Here is a 17,837-nt window from a genome sequence, read left to right as displayed (position 1 = left end):
CCTACTCCACCGTAAAAAAGACGGTTTGCTCTTCGTTTGCGCACACGGCGCGCACGCGGTGTTTTCCTTTACCCGCGTTAAGGTTTATAAAAAACGGGCGTTCCAACACCGCATATTCGGCGCCGTCCAAAAACACGCGCACCGTATCGCCGTGCCCGCCGTTTATTTCGAGCGGAATGACGGCAATGTTTTTATACGCGCTGTCGTAGAGAAAACGGCTTCCCGACACGGGGCGGACTATCGTAAGAGGTGCACCGCCGGCGTTGACGGCACCGTAACGTTCGGCCGATAAAAACCAGTTTCGGTACTCTTCGGGATACACGGTTTTTAACCTTCCGTTTTCTTTTGTGTGCCAAGTGCAGCGAAGCTTTTTTTTATCTTCGGAGATAAGAGAATCGGGAAGGTACTCGCTTATCGTGTTCGGACAATCGGGAGAAGCGATCATACCCGAAAGCGCGCACACGCGTCCCTTGTGCCAATGTTCCGGTTCGGCAAAGTTACGCGCCGGAAGAATCTTGCCGCTTCCGTCCGCAGAGGTTTGCAATCGGGTAAGCACTTCTTTTGCGATGTAAGCGGGTATCGAACTGCCCGTTTTACCGATAACGGTTTCGCCGGAAAAGTTTCCGAGCCACACGCCCACGGTATAGGCGGAACTCGCACACAGAGCGATAAGGCTTTGATATTGATTTGCCGTTCCCGTTTTAAACATGGACGGAAAGTCCGTTTTGAACACGGACGAAAAACCGAATCCTTTTACGCGCGCTTCGCTATCGGACAAAATCGAACAGATAATGCGCGCGCTGTCCGGAGAATATACGCGCGAAGGCGAAAAATCGTCGTTTACCGAATCGGGCGGCGAATCAGCCGAGCGAAGTACTTCGCCACTGCTGCCGGAATTTTCGAGCAAGCGGAGCGGAATAACCGTTCCGTCACGCGGGAAAACGCTGAATGCCCGTACCAATTCATACAAGGATACCTGAGCGCTTCCGAGCGCGAGCGCAAGCCCCGCATCGAGTCCCTTTGTGCGTATCGAATCGAAATGCAGTTTATCGAGCGTGTCGGCATAAAAAGCTTCGCCGATCGAATCCAAAAGGCTTACGGCCGGCACGTTCAAACTGGATGCAAGGGCGGTACGGAAGCGCACGGGGCCGTTATAGCGGTTGTTGAAGTTGCGCGGAATGTACACTTCGTCCGAGCCGAAGCGAAGCGGAATGTCGGGAAGCACGTCGGAGGGCTTATAGCCTTTGTCCAGCGCGAGCGCGTACAAAAAAGGTTTTGAACTCGAACCGCTTTGGTTCATCGCGGTAACGCCGTCAATTTGTCCCTGGTGGTCGCGGTCGAAATAAGAATTGGAACCGACCCACACGATGATGTTCCCCGTTTCGTTTTCGATTGCAAACACCGCTCCATTGTACACGCGCGCGTATGAATTGTTCGAAAGTTCGCCCGCCAAAAGATTTTCGGCGTGAAAAGAAAAAAGCGCATCCGCAGTCAATCGTATTTCCGGGGGAAGGGAGCGGCCCTCGCGCGCAAACCGCTTTTTCAAAAAATCAACGCAGTGCGGCAAATAAAACGGATATTCGGCACGCCGCGCATTTTCGGCAATGCGCACAAAGTGTTCAAGCGGCGCGGCTCCGATTGATGCGCCGTGACCGGAATCGGCGGCGGAATTGCCGAGCGAACGGTACAGTTCACAGGCGCGCTCGGCGCATACTTCCGGGTGTTCGAGCGGATTGTTACCCGAAGGGCGGCGCGGTATAACCGCAAGGCAGCACAACTGCTCGATGCTCAGCTCTTCAAGCGGTGCGGCAAAAAAAGTTTTTGCGGCGGATGTAATGCCTTCGGTTTGGAAACCGAAGGGCAGCGTATTCAAATACAGCTCGAGTATTTCGTTTTTGCTTAAGCGCCGCTCTATGCGAAGCGCGTTCCATGCTTCGTTGAGTTTTGCCGCAAGCGTGCGCTTTTTTGCCGGAACCACAAGGCGGGCAAGCTGCATCGTAACGGTCGAAGCGCCGCTCACCCTTTGAGCATTCCGTATATTTTGCAGCACCGCGCGCACTACGGCCGAAAAGTCGATTCCGCAGTGCGAAAAAAAACGTTTGTCTTCGGCCGCTAAAAAAATATCAATAGCTTGCTGCGGCATAGCCGAAAGCGGAGTAAACTCGCGGCGCACACCGCCTTCGAGCGCAAGTACTTGCACCAATGTGCCGCGCCTGTCGTAAATGCGCGTACTCCAATCCCGCTTCCGAAATGCGTTGAGCTTCGGAAACGGCAGCACAAAGAGGTCAAGCGCGGCAAACAAGAGCAGAGCGCCGGCGGCACACAGGCCGGCCGCACAAAGACCGGCGGCGCAAACGTTTTTTTGTATCTTCGAAACGGCCTTCATTATTTTATCACAAACAGGTATCCGTCGGTGCGGCCGAACACTTCGTTTTCATACATACATTCGGCGGTAAGCGGCGGACAGGGATACACTCCTTTTCTGACGGCGCGGAATTTAAATCGCACCGTATCGCTTCCCTTTGCCCAATCGTTCCAAAAATACTGCACTTCGTTGTCGTAAATGCGCTGACTGCTCATCGGCCTTCCGTAAAACCAGCCATACCAATCGTCTTCATCGTCGGCATCCTCGTCTTCGGCGCGGTTGCTTCCGGTGAGGGAGGCGGTCGTAACAAAGGCCGCGTCGATAATTTCCGCCCCCGACGGCACCGGTGCGCGAAGCGCCACAAAAGACCGGTCGCGTCCCGACGACAATTTTATTTCCATTTCGTAGGTTTTGCCGCTTTCAAGCTCGATAAGGGAAGAAGAAGCCGAAGACGGTTTTACGATTTTATCGGTTTCGGCATCGCGGAGAATATACGAAACACCCAAGCCTTCATCGCGAGAGGTTTGCATTTCCTGCGGAATAGCGTACTTGAGCGATGTCGTATAATACAGCGGATTCGAACCCTTTTTCTTAATCGTAAGCGGAAGCAGCGTATCGCGCTTTACGGTACTCAAGGGCTCGGTGTCGAAATCGGCGGTAAACGTAAGAGCTTGCGCTCCCGCGCCTTTAAAGCCTCCGGAAACCAAATCCTTTCCGTCCACAGATGCCGAAACGCTCATATTCAAGTTGTCGAGTTTAGCCGTTTTTATAACCGTATATACCGAATCGAGCACAAAGGCGGTAACGGCCGTGCTTTTCCAATAGCCGGCTTTTTGACGCTGCAAAAGCGTATACAAAAGCTTTGTAATCATAGCGTCGTCGGCATTAAGCTGCGTAAACAGTTTAACCGTCAGCGCATAATCCATGGATTTGTCGTTCGCATACCAATAATAGTACCGCGATTCGTCGGGAGAAGTTATGTCCACGCCGCGCGTATCGGGCCGCAAGTAGCGGCGTATGGTGTCCGCATACTGCTGAGCCTTTTCCTTATCGCCGGAAGAGCCGCGCTCGAGGCAAGCCAAGCCGGCCAAGGCCGCAGTCGAAATATCGGTATCTTTAGCGGATACGGACGGCAGCAAAGAAGAAGGAAAACTCTTTCCGTTGAGCGCGAGCACATAACACGCATACGCGCGAAGGTAATCGCTCAGGTACTTTTTGTTGAGTTTTGACGAAACATATGAAGCAAGCCTTTCCGTATTGAGCGCAATATCCTTAGCACTGTAGCCGCGCTCTTTTGCGAGCGCGCACAAATGAGCGATGCGTACGCTCACGTAAAAACTCGACTCCGTACCCTCGGGCCAATACGGAAAACCGCCGTCGTCCTGTTGAATTTGTTTCCACGAGGCAAAGGTTTCCCTTACGGTTTTCTTTACGTCGGGCACTTCGGTTTGCAAACCGAAGGTAGCGATGTAGTCGCCGAAAACAACCAAGGGCAATAAGCGCGCGCTTTGCTGTTCCATACAGCCGTACGGATAATTGAACACGTAATCGACCGCCGACGAAAGCGTCGCCAAGCGGGTTGCATCCAGCGTAACCGACAAAGAACCGGCGTTCAAATCGGCAAAAGACGGGAGCGCCACCATTTCGGAAACCGAAGAAGCGGAACGCTCGACGGTTCCCGTCGCCGTAAAGGTTTCGAACACAAAGGGGTGCTCGATAACAAGCGGCTGCACCAAGCGCTCTTTTAAAATATCCGACGATACCGAAAACACGGCTTCGACTTTTCCCGCTTTTTGAGCGGCAAGATCGAAATACACCGTCGACTGTGCGCCGCTTTCGACCTTAACCGTTTTTTGCGCGCTGCCGTCGAAAAAGGCTTTACCGGCGGCTTTGCCCGCGGCGCTCTTGGCGGATTTTCCGCCGTTTGCCGAATCGGTTCCCTGCGGAGAGCGTACTTCGGCTTTTACCGTTATGCTGTGTGCGCGCGAATCGAGGTTTGAAATCAGCACGCCGCATTCGGCCGTGTCGCGCTCGCGTAAGCGCCGCGGTTTTACGGCAAGCACGTTTACGGGATTTTGCACGAGCATTTCATCTTCCTGCAAAGCAAGCAAATCCTCGTGAACGCCGAAAGCTGTAATGCGGTAGGTTGTAAGCGTATCGGGCAAAGTAAATTCGGCGCGAGCCTGACCGTTTTTATCGGTTTTTAAAACCGGTATAAAGACGGCTGTCGGGTCGAATTTTTTGCGCTCCTGTTCTTTTTCTTCATCCGAAGCGTCTCCGCCTTTTAGGTTCTTTATTTCGTAAGTTACCGGATCCATAAGCAGCGAGCGCGAATCGCCGCCCTTTACGCAAAGCGGAAAGTTGTATTCATTGTAAAAAAAGTCTACGGGATTCGGAACGTGATAATTGATTAAATCCAAAACGCCGCGGTCTACCGCCATAAGGGTCAGCTCCGCGTCGGCAAGCGGCTTTCCGCCCTTTGTCGCATTCAGCACGATAACCGCTTTTTCGCCCGGACGGTACGAGGGTTTGTCGGCGGCAACGTCGATCGAAAAAGCTTTTACGCGCGGATTTACAAACACGGCGGTCGAACCGAAAAAGCCCTTGGGCTTGTCCATGTCGGCTTCGCCGTACTGATGAGTCGGCTTTCCCGAACGCACGGAATACGAACACACGCTCACGTACACAACCGGCACGTAATTGAGCGCAATCGGGATTTCCAGCACGGCGGTACTTTCTTCAAAACGGCGCACTTGTTCGGTAAAAATTCCTTCACGCTCAACGGTAATAAGATAATTGCCGGCAGGCAGCGGGCTTTCGAGCAAAATGCGCGCCGTATCGCCGGGATTGTACTGCGATTGGTCGGGAGTGAGGCGCAGCGAAGATTCAAAGTCGCGGTTCCAAAAAACGGCGCCCGAACCGGTTACAAAAAAGGAATATTCGGTTTTTGCAATTTTACCGTTTCTATCGGTTCCGCTTAACACGAGCGTATAATAGCCGGCGTTTTTAGGCGTAACTTTTACCGATCCTTTGAGCGAAGGTTTTATCGAAGAGGTATATTCGCTTACGCTTTGTTTTTCGTAGCTCGCGTATACGCTGCCGGCCGAACCGTACTGCTGCACCAAATGCCAATCGTCGCGTATAAGTTCGGCAGACAAATTGCCTTTAACAAAATCCAAAGAAGCAAGCGCTTTTCCGTCGGCGGAAGCGAGCATAAGCGGAAAATTCAATTCCTGCCCTTTTTTTGCAAAGCCGGTAACGCCGTCGGGTTTTGCAACTCCGATGTAAAACGACGCGGGATGAACCGTTACCGCATTGCGCGCGGCAATAAGCTGATTGCTTATATCGGTTACCGACGCTTCGGCAAAGTAGCGGTACGGAGAACCGACAATGCCTTCTTCGGCGGTCGTATACGAAATGCGCGCACTGCCGTCGGCGGAAAGCTTTCCTTCAAACGAAGAAAGCTGTTCCATTGACCGCTCGATTTCGCGCGGGCCGAAGGTATAATTTTTAAGTGCGCTGTCGTCGCTTGTAAAATCGCAGCCTTGGCGCACCCAGCCGCCCGTGTACGTCGCTTCGGCCAGAGAGCCGCCGGACAAATACGAAGCTTTAACCGAGCCGCTTATCGTATCGCCTGCAACGAGGGTCGCATCGCTCAAGGCAACTTCCGCTTGGAATTTTAAGCGTTCAAAATACGCGACGGTAATATTGATTTTGCGGCTCCGCCACTCTCTTCCGGGGCGCTCGTATACAAGCACGTATTGACCGGGCTTTACGTTTTCGGGAAGTTTAATCGACCCCCAAAAACCGCCCGATTCCGAACAAGTGCCGTTTAAGCGCGCAATCTCTTCGGCATCGCCCCACACGTTTTCTTTTAATGTTATCGTATAATCATCGGTATACGGAGTAAACGAGCCGAGCCTTTGCGTGCGGTCGATGCCGCGGAACGTAATCGTTTCGCCGGGCTGGTACAAACCGCGGTCGGAAAACATAAATGTACGCTGAAAATTCTGCACGCCGGTATCAATATCGCCGACCGAAGAAACGGAACGCCATTCGCGGTGCGTATCCGGATAAAACACCGCGCGGTCTCCGTCTTTTTCCACATAAACGGCTTCCCGGTATGAGTCAAAAAATGCCGCACTCCAACGGTCAAACTGCAAAACGGCAAGTCCGTTTTTATCCGTCGTACCTGAACCGAGCGCGGTTGTTGCCGCAGTGCTTACGGGGTGCTCACCGCTGTACATGTACACATTCGCCCCTTCGACAGGATTGCCGCTTGCAAGACTTGTTACCAGTACGACCGCCTTATTTACTCCGTACCGAACCGTAATGCCCAAATCGGTTACCTGAATACTCGTACAGTTTTCCTGTGTGTAAAATTTACCCTTATCCCAATAAGACGGAACGGTCATCTCCGCATCGAAGCGCACAAAGCCCTTGCCCTCATCCAAAAGCGGATCCAAATCGATAACTTCAAACTGCCTTTGATTGCGTATTTTTATATTCGGCTGTATCGCATCCTTTTCGGAAATAGACGTTTGCCACGACTTTATGTTGAGCGGAGCGTCGGTTTTTACAATGCTGTAACGCGAGGGTTCGTACAAGTTTTGGTATTCGAACAAAAACTTGTGCGGATAGGCGGCTTCGAGCATTTTTGTGCCGCTGTCCAAAAACCTCACGTAGCTTGCCGCTTCGGGAACCCGAACCGAAACGGACTTTCCGGTTTTCAATTTTCTGCCGTACACATCCTTTATGCCGTCTTTAATCGTCAGCGTATATTTTGAATTAAAGTTGACGGGAAGTCCGTAGACGATGACCGTGCTTCCGTTTACTTCGATGTTTTCTTTCTTTATGGGCATCGCGGGTTCGGTCGAAAGATTCGCCAAAACCGAGGCAGCATCAACATTGTGCGAAAAGCGCAGGTACACGGGATTTAAAAAACGCCCTGCCGAACGCTCGACGTCGGTATCCTTCAATCGGAACGGCAAAAGCGTGTGGTAACGGATGCACAGCTTATCGACATAAATATACACGTCGGTGTCGAAAGGAATGTTTCCCTTTACCGTGACAAGCAGCGATTTGTCGTCTTTTTGGCTCACGATACAGGGCAAAACGCTGCCGTCAATTTCGGCACGGATACGGTTTGAAAAATCCTGCGCCTTAACCGGATAGTTGAATGTAAGCAGCACTTCGTTCGCCGCTTCGGGTACAACGTCGTCCTCATCGATCCACATGCCGGATTTTTTTGCAAACGAATAGCCGACCGTAGAACCGGTAATGCGCAGATCTTCGCTTTTGATTTTAAAAACGCGTTCGCCGGTAATCGGCTTTCCGCTCAGCGACTTTACCGTATCGGGAACGGTAATCGTGTATTCCAACAAGGGGTTGATGTTTTCGCTCGCTTCAAACGCCAAATGGCGCGAACCGTACCAGCGGAACACGCCTTCAACGGCAGGCTCAACTTTCATATAATCAGACTTTGAAGACGGTTCTTCGAGCGCGCTTATCGCCTTTACGGGAAGCGAAAACACGACGTAAAAAGACGGCTGGCGGATTGCCGCAGGCAGCTCTTTTTGCGGTCCCCAATCGATGACGGTTAAATCGCCCTTTTCAGGGGCGGCCGGAACGACTTCTCCCGAAACGCCTGCGGGCATGACAAATGCATTTTTTGCAGAGCGCGTTGTCGTATACGAGGTTTTATATTCTTTTAAGGGGCGCACGGCCGAAGATGTTGCGCCTGACTTTGCCGCGCCTGACGCGCTTTTTTTGGCGGAAGCCGAAGAAGATCCGCTTAAATTCCGTCTTTTTGCCGGCAAATCCGGTTCCGGTACCGCCTTTTCATATACGGGAACAAACGCTTGTTCAAAGTCGGGAATATCGGCAAAGTCGGAGCCATCTTCGTTTGACCACGCTTGCGCGCTCCGCGCTGTAACAGTATTTTTTTGCGAACAGTCTGCAGCACAAAACAAAACAGCCGCTGTGATTAAAAGCGCCGATGAAAATAACAACACCGTATTTTTTTTCATGGGAACACCCCTTTTCAAAAATATAATACGACGAATTCGAGTCAAACGCAAGTCAAGTGTAACGCGTCCGCTTGACTTTATTATTAAACAGTGTTAATTTATCATTGTTCAATAATAAAACGCAAAAGAGACGATTATGAGAAAGGCAAACACACAAATCGTATCGACAATAAAAACAAAAACGCTTGAATTACTCATGGAAAAAAATCCGGATTCGATTTCCATGCGCGATATTGCCGCAAACTGCAGCATTACGGCAGCAAACATTTACCACTATTATAAGGACAAAGACAGCCTTTTTCAGGAAATAAGCCTTGACTGCTTACACGAATTGAACGAAAGAATACTTAACCGTGTACAAAATCTGAGCGCGGACAAAAAAAAATTGCAAACCGCCGCACATACGTTCCGCGATTGGTGTTTTGAAAATCCGCGCCGTGCATTGCTCGTTATACAGGGAATTAAAACTTCTGCCGCTGCCGGCAATGAATTTAGAGAGTCATATTTTGTGTGCAATAAGGCGGCAACCGAAGTTTTAAAGGCATGCGTACAAAGCGGAAGTGCCCGCTCGGCAAATCCGCAGCTTGATGTGGACATTCTCGTGTCGGGGCTGTGGGGCTGCGTTGAAGCGGTTTTTCTTAAAAAGTGCAATAAAAAATATTGGGATAACGGTTCGGCATATATGAACCGTTTTATTGACTTATGGATAAATGCAATTTTTGGAGGTACAAAATGAAAAGAGCATTTGCAGTATTTGTAATTTTATCGGCAGCGTCGGCACTTTTTGCAAAAGAAGTTAGCGTCGTTATTGAAGCGGGAAAAAATTGGAAGGCAAAAATGAACCCGCAGTGTGCCGTATGGCTTGAAGATGCCGACGGCACTTATGTGCGCACCCTGTACGTAACACAGCGCTCAAGCAAGCGAAATTGGATTTTCGGTCCCAAAGAAGGAAGACCCGAAGCGCTTCCGGTGTGGTATCATGCGGCAAATTACGGCAGCGTAAAAAATGCGCCGAACAGCACAGAGGTGGACGCGGTAACATCGGCGACGCCGAAAGGCGGCATCGTATTCACCGCACAAATCGGCGATACAGAATGCGTTATCAAAGCCGAATTCAATACGAGTTTCGATTACAACGATTTTTACACAAAGAAAAATTCCGGCGTAAACGGCCAGCCGTCCGTCGTATACGAAGCAAAAATTCCGGCGGACGGAGATTCGGACGGACCGGACAAGGAAATAACGCTTTTGCTTGCCGGAACGGGTTCAGAAAACGGTGACGACGGAAAGATTCACGGCGACGTTTCAAAGTTGACGACGGCAAAAAACATTGTAGAAAAAATCAGCGTAACAAAAAAATAATCAGCGGCGGACAAACAGTTTTTTTAAACGCTTGTGGTAAAACATACGCAGCCGTTCGGCAAGCGCAAACGGAACATACAGCGGCGAAAGCGGTACGTCTATGCTTCCCGGACGGTGTATGATTTTTCCGCCGAAACCGGTTTTAAATCGGTATAAACCGTGCATAGGATGTTTTTCGTCGTCGGTAGGCGGCATACCGTAAAAGTCGTACGTGAGGCAGCCTGCGCGTTTTGCCTGCAAAACGGCTGTCCACTGCAAAAGGTATGCCGGCATAAGGTTGCGTTTAACATTAGACGAAGCACCGTATAAATACACGGCTTCGTTTTTTGCAAACAGCACGATAACTGCGGCAAGCGCATCGTTTTCGTGTTCGGCTATGTACAAGCGCACGAGACAGCCGTCGGTTCCCGAGCGGGAAAGTAAATCTTTGTAATAAGATTTTCCGTGAACGGCAATACCGTCACGCTTTGCCGTTTGGCAATACAAACCGTAAAATACATCGATATCGCCTATGCCGCCCTCACGGACAACGACATCTTTTTTTTCGGCAAGGCGTATATTGTACCGCCATTTTGGTTTCATATTACCAAGCAGTGTTTGCTCATCAAGCGTTAAATCCAAAACCGTAGTATCCGGCGGCTGTATGTCCGCAAGCGATTTTATAAGCGGCTTTTTAATAGAGCTCACAAAATCATAACGTTCGCCAAGCGAATAAAAATCGAGGGGCGGATCAAAGCGCAAACACAAACTGTTTTTAGGCAAAAAAGGCTTTACCGCTTCAACCGTCCGAATCCAAAAAGAGGCCGGTTCATCCCGGCAAAGCGCCAAAGAAGATAAATCGGGCCCCATCGGAATATAGGCAATCGAAAAAAAACGCTTAAAGCTGCGGATCAAAACCGAAAGCTCAACGGACAATTTTTTTTGCCCCCGCCTCTCATCGGGTACATCCAGCTCATCGGAGATATCCGAACACACGGTAAGCTCAAAGCGAAGCGGCTTCCATCCGTGCAGCGCTTTAAAGCTTGCCCAAAACGCCGACTGCAAAAAAGATATGCGACGCTCCGTGCCGTCCGCTTTTGCATACTGTGAATCTGCGGCAATTTCATCGCGCTCCAAAAGGCGGGCTTGTACGGAAAACAAAGCAACCTCAGTGTACTTCGCCGTTTGCAGTATAAACGGTTATAAGTTTTTTGCCGCCGGCAACAAGGGGCTTTCCGCCGACGGTTACGCAATTATCTGTTACGTTAATCGGGCAAGCAAAAAAAACATCGGCTTCGATTTGTGCAGGCTTTTCCGATTCGGGATCGCTTCCTTCAAGAACGACGGGAGTACCGGGAGCTGCTCCCGGACAGCCTAAAATTTCAACGCATTCTTTTCCGAAAGAATCGGTATAGTCGGCTGCCAAAAGCATGCCGCGGCTTTCTATGCCGCGCATTTTTCTCGGTTTTAAATTGTCGGCAATGATAATGTCTTTTCCCGTTAACTCTTCGGCAGTAAAATACGGCACCAAGCCGGAAAGAATAACGCGCTCCTCACCGCTTCCGTCATCAATCGTTTCTATATAAAGCTTATCCGCTTCGGGGTGTTTTTCTGCTTTAAGGATCTTTGCCGTTTTAAGCGCGATAAAGCGGTTAAAATGCGCCTCAGGATTTTCAGCCGTTTTGGGCATCTCGTGGGCAGGAGCCCCCTTCGGTGCAGCATGTACCGCAGTGCCGGAAGCGGGTTTTCCGCTGTTGCCGGCACTCATCGCAGCCTTTCCGCCGTTTCCGTTTCCGGCTCGATCCGCTTGTTTTCCCGAATAGCGTTCGCGGTACGCATCGATTTTTACATTATCTAAAGGAGTAAAAATAATGCGCGTTTCAACAACTTCGCTTAAACCGTCGGTATTGCCCAAATCTTTCCACGTTAAAGCATCTTTTGCAGCGCTTTCGTCGCCGATTGTTCCCAATCGTCCGGTTTTACCGAAAAAGCCGAGCACTTGTTCCGCATATTGCGGCATAACCGGATAACACATAATCATCAAATCTTTTATAATATAGCACAAATCACGGATAAGCGAACAAGCTTTTTCCGGATCGGTTTCGCGGGTTTTCCACGGCTCTCCGTCTTGAAAAGCTTTGTTTGCAATCGAAGAAAGCGCAAACAATTCGTGAAATGCGTCTTTTAAATCAGCCCATTCGTACAGTTCAGTAATGCGTTTTTCAGCTTTAACCACGAGATTCCACAATTCTTCGTCTTTTTTACCTTCGGGAATTTTTCCATCATAGTAGCGCTTTACAAAGGTGGTCGTGCGGTTTACCAAATTAGCTAAATTTCCCACCAATTCGCTGTTTACCTTATCCTGAAAATCTTTCCACGTAAACTGCGTATCCGATTTTTCCGGTCTGTTGTAAAATATGTAAAAACGCCACATATCTGCAGGAATTCCGGATTCTTTGGCATCGCTTCCGAAAACGCCGATTCCCTTGGATTTACTGAATTTACCGCTTTCGTAATTCAAATATTCGGTACTGCTCATGTGGTACAGTTTTGTCCAGTTTTTTCCGCTTCCGATAAGGGTTGAAGGAAAAATCACGGTGTGAAACGGTATATTGTCTTTACCTATAAACTGAAATAAATCGACCGGCTCTTTGGCATCGCTTGCACCGGACTCTTCGGGAAGCCACCACGACTTCCAATCGGGAACTTTATCAGCAGGAATTTTACCGTCGCGCGCTTCTTGTGCAAGTTTATCGCACAAAGCTTTGGTTATGGAAATATAGCCTATGGGCGCGTCAAACCATACGTAAAATACTTTGTTTTCAAAGCCGTCTTTGGGAACGGGAATGCCCCATTTTAAATCACGGGTGATGGCGCGCTCGTGCAAACCGTCGCGGATCCAAGCTTGCGTCATTTGTACGGCGTTTTTAGACCACTTGCCTTTTTCGCTCACTTCTTTCATCCACGGCGCATATTCTTTTTGAATAGCCGGCAAATCGATGTATAAATGCTTTGTCGACTTTACTTCGGGCGTATGTGAACAAGTTGAACAGCGCGGTTCGTTTAGTTCTACCGGCTCAAGCAATTTGCCGCAGTGCTCGCACTGATCGCCTCGTGCGTCTTCGTAGCCGCAGTGCGGGCAAGTTCCGCGCACATAGCGGTCGGCTAAAAAACGTTCGCATTGGGGACAAAACAACTGTTCAACCGTATGCTCTTTTATATAACCGCGCTCATCAAGTGCGCTAAACAAAGACTGAACTATTTCGGTTTGCTGTACTTCCGATGTGCGCCCAAAATGGTCGAAGTCAATGGCGAACCATTTGTAAATATCTTTATGTATTGCATGATAATAATCGCATAATTGTCTGGGTGTTTTTTTTTCTTCCAGCGCTTTTGTTTCGGTTGCCGTACCGTATTCGTCGGTACCGCACACATACAGCGTTTTATAACCGCGGCTGCGGCAAAAGCGGGCAAAAACGTCGGCGGACAACACTTGTATTAAATTTCCCAAATGGGGAACGTTGTTTACGTAAGGTAAAGCAGAAGTAATCAATCGTCTATTCATAGACGGCAGTTTAGCGCTTTTTTGCCTTTTTTGCAACCGCGCATTTTTCCGCAGTAACTAAAGTTAAGTTAAGGATTTTTTCCGTTTCCATACCCGGCGGAATACACACGTCCCAAAAAAATGCACACGTGTGCGCTTCATAATTTTTTATTTTTTTTATTTCGTATGCATGCGAACTTTGGGTAAAAAACGGTTGAAGATAAAAACCGCACTGCTCGTTCGGTTCAAACATAAAGTGAATATCCGAAGCGCTGTCCGTAAGCCGTATCATCGATACGCCAGTTTTTTTTACATAAGCTTGTTCGGCAACAGCGCTTTCTTTTACATCGCCTGCAATAACTTCGGCATTTAAAACGCCTGCACTGTCGCCAGGAATGGCAAGGTTGTGTTCAACGGCAAATTTTGCCTGTAAGTCTTGAGTCCCTTTATTCTTTAAAATATATTGGCAAATAATACCGTTTGAAGATACGCTGTAATTTTTTTTAAGCGATATCGGTATTTCTTTTTTTCCCCATACAATATCGGCAGACAGTTTAATTTCGCTTTTAATGCGGTCAAAGCTTACTTCCGTATAACGCACTGAGGGAAACAAAGCCCCCGGACAGCCGTTGCCCGAAATAAAACCGGCAAAGTCTTCTTTATCCCACAAATGGTCCGTAAACATTTTTTTTTCGTATGTGTCTGCAATGCCGTCGATTTTTTTTGAACGCTGTGTGGTTGAACAATAATTCGAAGTGTTTTGCAGTACATCGAATTCAAATAAAGCACCGCCCTGTAAACCGAAAAAAGCGTTAAACGGAGCAAAACAGCATAAAAAGTCTCTTCCGCCGGACATGCTAAAGTCGAATGCGCTCGAATTTTCTTTAAATCCCGATACCGAGCGGGCAAGTTTTTCCGCTTGCAGTAAGTGTCGGTACGTTTTACCGCGCAAAACTTTATCGCTGATACCGCCTTTTCCCGTGTAAATATACGCTGCAAAATTTTGTGCTGCCCACAATTCTTCTTTTGCCGCTTTTTTACGCGCTTTATCTCCCCTGCACTGGTTTATAAGCATACTCACATACATCATACGGCTGTATAAACGGTTTGATTCGGGATACACGGTTAAAAAATCTTTTACCGTAGGCCGTATAGCTTCGGTAAAAACGCGCGTGTGCGGTACAAAGGGTTCAAGCGTCCACAGCGCCGCATCGGACATACAGCCTGCCGGTATATAGGTTCTGGAGCGGGCTTTGTATTGTTTTAAATAGCGCTGAGGAACGGAAAGAGAAGCAATTTGATCATTTTTTAAAAGAGTAAGAAAATTTTCAAACCATTTGGATTCCATTAATTCCAAAAAGTTTGCCGGAGTAAACAAACAAGCTAAAACCGACGAATCTCCCGATTGGGCAACGGTATGCGTAAAGTGTAAATATTCTACCGGCGACTGTCCCTTTTGCGGCATACTGCTTTGATGAAGCGGTATAACTGTTGTTGTTTTACCCATGTCTTCCATAACGATCGGTAAAAAACTGGAAATGGGTTTAAATTGACTTTGCGGTATAAGGCGGCTGTCTAAAAGCGTATATTCTATGCTGCACGTATTAAAACTGTATACAAGGGACGGGTCCCATACGCTTTCGGTTAAAAACGCGCCGCGCGGACGTTTGCCGGTAGCTTTACGGATTGCTGTAGTAAGCGCTTCAATTTGCGCAACTCTATCTACCGGAAGCAGCAAGGGAAACAGCGGCTCGTAATAACCGCCGCCGAGTATTTCAATTTGTCTGCGGTTTATCATTTCCAAACATACCGAAGTTATTTCCGGATGTTTTTTTTCAATCCATTCAAGTACAATACCGGGCACAAACAATGTAATACACATATCTTGGTGAGCGTACAAAAAGCTGAGAATCTTTTTATATTTTTTTTGATACAGCTCTTCAATAGTGTCCGGCAATTCGCTTCCGGCAACACTAAAGCTGAGCACAAAGCATATATGTATCGTACCCATATTCGCTACTCTATGATATACCAATACGGTATTTTTTTAAAGCTGTAATTGCCACAATTGTGCCATTTTTACTACTTTTTGCATATTTTTTTTAATGTACATAAAGCCATGAAAAATTAAATGCATAAAATGCACATAAAATCAACGCTGCCGTAACAAACAGCATAGCGTAGTCATTGTAATTTTCCGAATAGGAACTCATAAAAAGCCGCGTTCTGATTGCCCTTATTACCGGTATCAGTAAGTAAAACGACAGTGTTGCGGCAAAACCTATAATCAGTGCATATTGCAAACTAAAACCTTCCGCCAAAGCTAAAATACCTGTTAAAAAGCTGACATCAAAAGCACCCACGTGTATATTAAAAAAACGCCGTATAATCCGGTTAGCGGCAATGGAAAAGCCTGCCGTTAGCGCAAGAGCTATAAACGGAAACAAAAAAGCAAGCGAATAAGGTGCAAGCAATGCGTCTGTTATAAACCACATCACCGTAATGGAGCACAGCGCGCTAACAAAAGATTTTGCCGCCGACAAACATACGGTTTTAACATTGGGCGGAGATTTTACTAAATTCTTTAAGCCGATGCCGTATACAAGAGGAGCGGAACACAATAAAACATACATAGACACTGTAAGAAAAATCATTGTTCGCTTTCCTCCTTGCTATTTGCTTCAAGTTTACGGTATACAAAGGCTAAAACCGTTACAAAAAGAGCAAGCAATATAAGCGAACCGGGAATACCCGCCCATAAAAAAACGGGAAAGGGTATAAAATCGGGTAAAAGAGAAAACACGTTTATACCTTCAGAATCGGGGAAAGACAAAGAACCGTAAGCAAACAATTCTCTTACGGCAAAAAACAATAAACCTGCCGCGCTTAAAAAAGTACAATCCTGTAAGCCGCCGATTAACGTATCTTCGTCGTTCTTTTTTTCTTCCGCTACAGCGTGCATAACAAATGCTGAAAGCGGAATAAGATACACGGTAAAACCGAGCGTAAAAAGTGTAACGGGCGACCACAAACTTAAAAGTTCAAACACAAATACGCTCATACCGGCGGCAGCAAGGGCGCACAAAAAATTTTTATAAAGATCGAGTTTAAGGCGCTGCAAAAGCAATTTTACCGCTATAACCGTCATAAGTATTATATCTGCAAAAATAATCAATACAATGCCGTATGCAAAGCGCGCAGGAGCCGGAACAAATAACGAAAGACATGCGCCAATGTAAATAAAAATATGTTTTTTTGTCATTTAAGCATATCCTCCATAACAAATCGGATGCGCGAACTCCAATACGCAATTTGAATATCGCTTATACCGCAGTTTTCTTTTGTGTATATTGTGTCTTTAAATCCTGCAATACCGACATAGCGCACATCCGCGTATTCATACACAAATACAACCGGCACCGGACCGCATATACCGGTAATGCGCATAAGACAAGCGTATGACGGAGCGCTTGCCTTTGTTCCTGTCAACTTAAATACGCTCAAAGAAACTTGTCCGGGATTTTTTAAAAGCAATTGCTCTTGTACGCGGTAGTCTACCAAGCCGTTTTGATCCAAAACGTTTTGTATGTTTTGTGCAAATGCTTTTGCCGTACTTTTTTTAACCGGAATATGTATTGCACACAATACGCCGAAAAAAGCTAAAAAAGCCGCCGCCGTTGCACCAATTTTTAAACTGTCTTTTTTAACCATTACCGGTTTCTCCTTTATCACTTCCGCCTTTTATGCCGGCAGCGCAAAGCAGCGCACGCAAACGCAAGCGGTACAGCACATCTTCACAGTAGCGTATAACCGGCGACAGTATGTTTAAAAATAAAAGGACAAAAACGGAAGAAATGGCAGGAGAGCCCATACCGCAAATTAAAAACATAATGATTCCGCCCGAAACGGCATATACGCATTTTCCGCCGATAGATAAAGGCGCAGTGCCGAAGCGCCCCAAAATAAAAAATGCGGAAAACAATGTTCCTCCGGTAAAAAACGCTAAAAGAATATCGCCGCTTCCGACAGTGCCGCCGTACGGATATAAAGCAAACAAACGCACGGCAACGGCATATACCAAGATAAAAAGATAGGATACTAAAGAATCTGCTGCACGGTACGCCGTAAGAACCAAAGAAGCGATTAAAGTTAACATATTAAAACGAAATGCGGGAATGAGCGATTGCGAATCCCAAAAAAGCGTTACATAGCCTTCGGGTACCGAAACGCCCAAACCGGAAAATATACTGCCGTTTAAAAACTCTGTTACATATTTATCGAATGAGCGCAAAGTAACAATGTTTTCCGAAAACAAGCGTCCGCTTGCGCCTATGTCGGCAAAGTATTCTTGGGCAAGCAGTATGGGCGGAAAAGCCGACGGATATAAAAAATACATAATGATAACGGCAACAACCGTGATGTTTGCCCACGGCTGAGCGTTCGTACCGAATATCAGCTTTTGAAAAAACAATATGCATAGGATTGCCGCAAATGCAATAAAATACGGATAGCCTGCAGGCAAAAACATTCCGATCAGTATACCCTGTATAACCGCTTC

Annotated in this window: 11 protein-coding genes; 2 read left to right on the top strand and 9 right to left on the bottom strand. The window is 47.7% G+C overall.

All coding sequences use genetic code 11. The annotated features are described in order from the left end of the window. Position 1 precedes the first annotated feature (1 nt). Both HMPREF9193_RS04830 and HMPREF9193_RS04825 read right to left on the bottom strand, forming a co-directional pair. Positions 2-2,386 carry a transglycosylase domain-containing protein gene (locus HMPREF9193_RS04830; protein WP_021686960.1) on the bottom strand — a complete coding sequence of 795 codons (2,385 nt, stop codon included), beginning with the start codon at positions 2,384-2,386 and terminating at the stop codon, positions 2-4. Next, positions 2,386-8,394, bottom strand: a complete 6,009-nt coding sequence (locus tag HMPREF9193_RS04825) for an alpha-2-macroglobulin family protein (RefSeq protein ID WP_040847611.1) — start codon at positions 8,392-8,394, stop codon at positions 2,386-2,388. The genes HMPREF9193_RS04830 and HMPREF9193_RS04825 overlap by 1 nt, the downstream gene beginning before the upstream one ends. Positions 8,395-8,530: 136 nt before the next feature. Between HMPREF9193_RS04825 and HMPREF9193_RS04820 the strand changes: the two genes are divergently transcribed. After that, positions 8,531-9,130: a TetR/AcrR family transcriptional regulator gene (locus HMPREF9193_RS04820; RefSeq protein ID WP_021686957.1), complete on the top strand. Its 600-nt coding sequence runs from the start codon at positions 8,531-8,533 to the stop codon at positions 9,128-9,130. After that, on the top strand, positions 9,127-9,756 hold the full coding sequence (locus HMPREF9193_RS04815; RefSeq protein ID WP_021686956.1) for a DUF2271 domain-containing protein: 630 nt from the start codon (positions 9,127-9,129) through the stop codon (positions 9,754-9,756). The genes HMPREF9193_RS04820 and HMPREF9193_RS04815 overlap by 4 nt, the downstream gene beginning before the upstream one ends. Here the strand turns inward: HMPREF9193_RS04815 and HMPREF9193_RS04810 are convergent, their stop codons facing one another. The 7 genes from HMPREF9193_RS04810 to HMPREF9193_RS04780 all read right to left on the bottom strand — a co-directional run bounded on the left by HMPREF9193_RS04810 (position 9,757) and on the right by HMPREF9193_RS04780 (position 17,828). After that, positions 9,757-10,896, bottom strand: a complete 1,140-nt coding sequence (locus HMPREF9193_RS04810; protein WP_021686955.1) for a lipid II:glycine glycyltransferase FemX — start codon at positions 10,894-10,896, stop codon at positions 9,757-9,759. Between the two features lie 7 nt (positions 10,897-10,903). Then, positions 10,904-13,300: a methionine--tRNA ligase gene (gene metG, locus HMPREF9193_RS04805; protein WP_040847609.1), complete on the bottom strand. Its 2,397-nt coding sequence runs from the start codon at positions 13,298-13,300 to the stop codon at positions 10,904-10,906. Positions 13,301-13,310: 10 nt separating this feature from the next. Continuing rightward, positions 13,311-15,290 carry an alpha-amylase/4-alpha-glucanotransferase domain-containing protein gene (locus HMPREF9193_RS04800; RefSeq protein ID WP_021686953.1) on the bottom strand — a complete coding sequence of 660 codons (1,980 nt, stop codon included), beginning with the start codon at positions 15,288-15,290 and terminating at the stop codon, positions 13,311-13,313. Positions 15,291-15,381: 91 nt separating this feature from the next. Next, entirely contained in the window at positions 15,382-15,933 is a 552-nt protein-coding gene (locus HMPREF9193_RS04795; protein WP_021686952.1) for a hypothetical protein, read from the bottom strand. Further along, positions 15,930-16,541: a hypothetical protein gene (locus HMPREF9193_RS04790; RefSeq protein WP_021686951.1), complete on the bottom strand. Its 612-nt coding sequence runs from the start codon at positions 16,539-16,541 to the stop codon at positions 15,930-15,932. The genes HMPREF9193_RS04795 and HMPREF9193_RS04790 overlap by 4 nt, the downstream gene beginning before the upstream one ends. Further along, a complete protein-coding gene (locus tag HMPREF9193_RS04785) occupies positions 16,538-16,990 on the bottom strand; it encodes a hypothetical protein (protein WP_021686950.1) in 453 nt (150 codons plus the stop codon). Before HMPREF9193_RS04785 ends, HMPREF9193_RS04790 begins: the two co-directional genes overlap by 4 nt. Then, complete coding sequence (locus HMPREF9193_RS04780; protein ID WP_371440102.1) at positions 16,983-17,828, bottom strand: RnfABCDGE type electron transport complex subunit D; 846 nt, start codon at positions 17,826-17,828, stop codon at positions 16,983-16,985. The genes HMPREF9193_RS04785 and HMPREF9193_RS04780 overlap by 8 nt, the downstream gene beginning before the upstream one ends. Between the last annotated feature and the right edge of the window lie 9 nt (positions 17,829-17,837).

The sequence above is a fragment of the Treponema lecithinolyticum ATCC 700332 genome, from assembly GCA_000468055.1.
In the GTDB taxonomy this organism is placed as follows: domain Bacteria; phylum Spirochaetota; class Spirochaetia; order Treponematales; family Treponemataceae; genus Treponema_C; species Treponema_C lecithinolyticum.
This window is presented reverse-complemented; position numbering and strand designations above follow the sequence as displayed.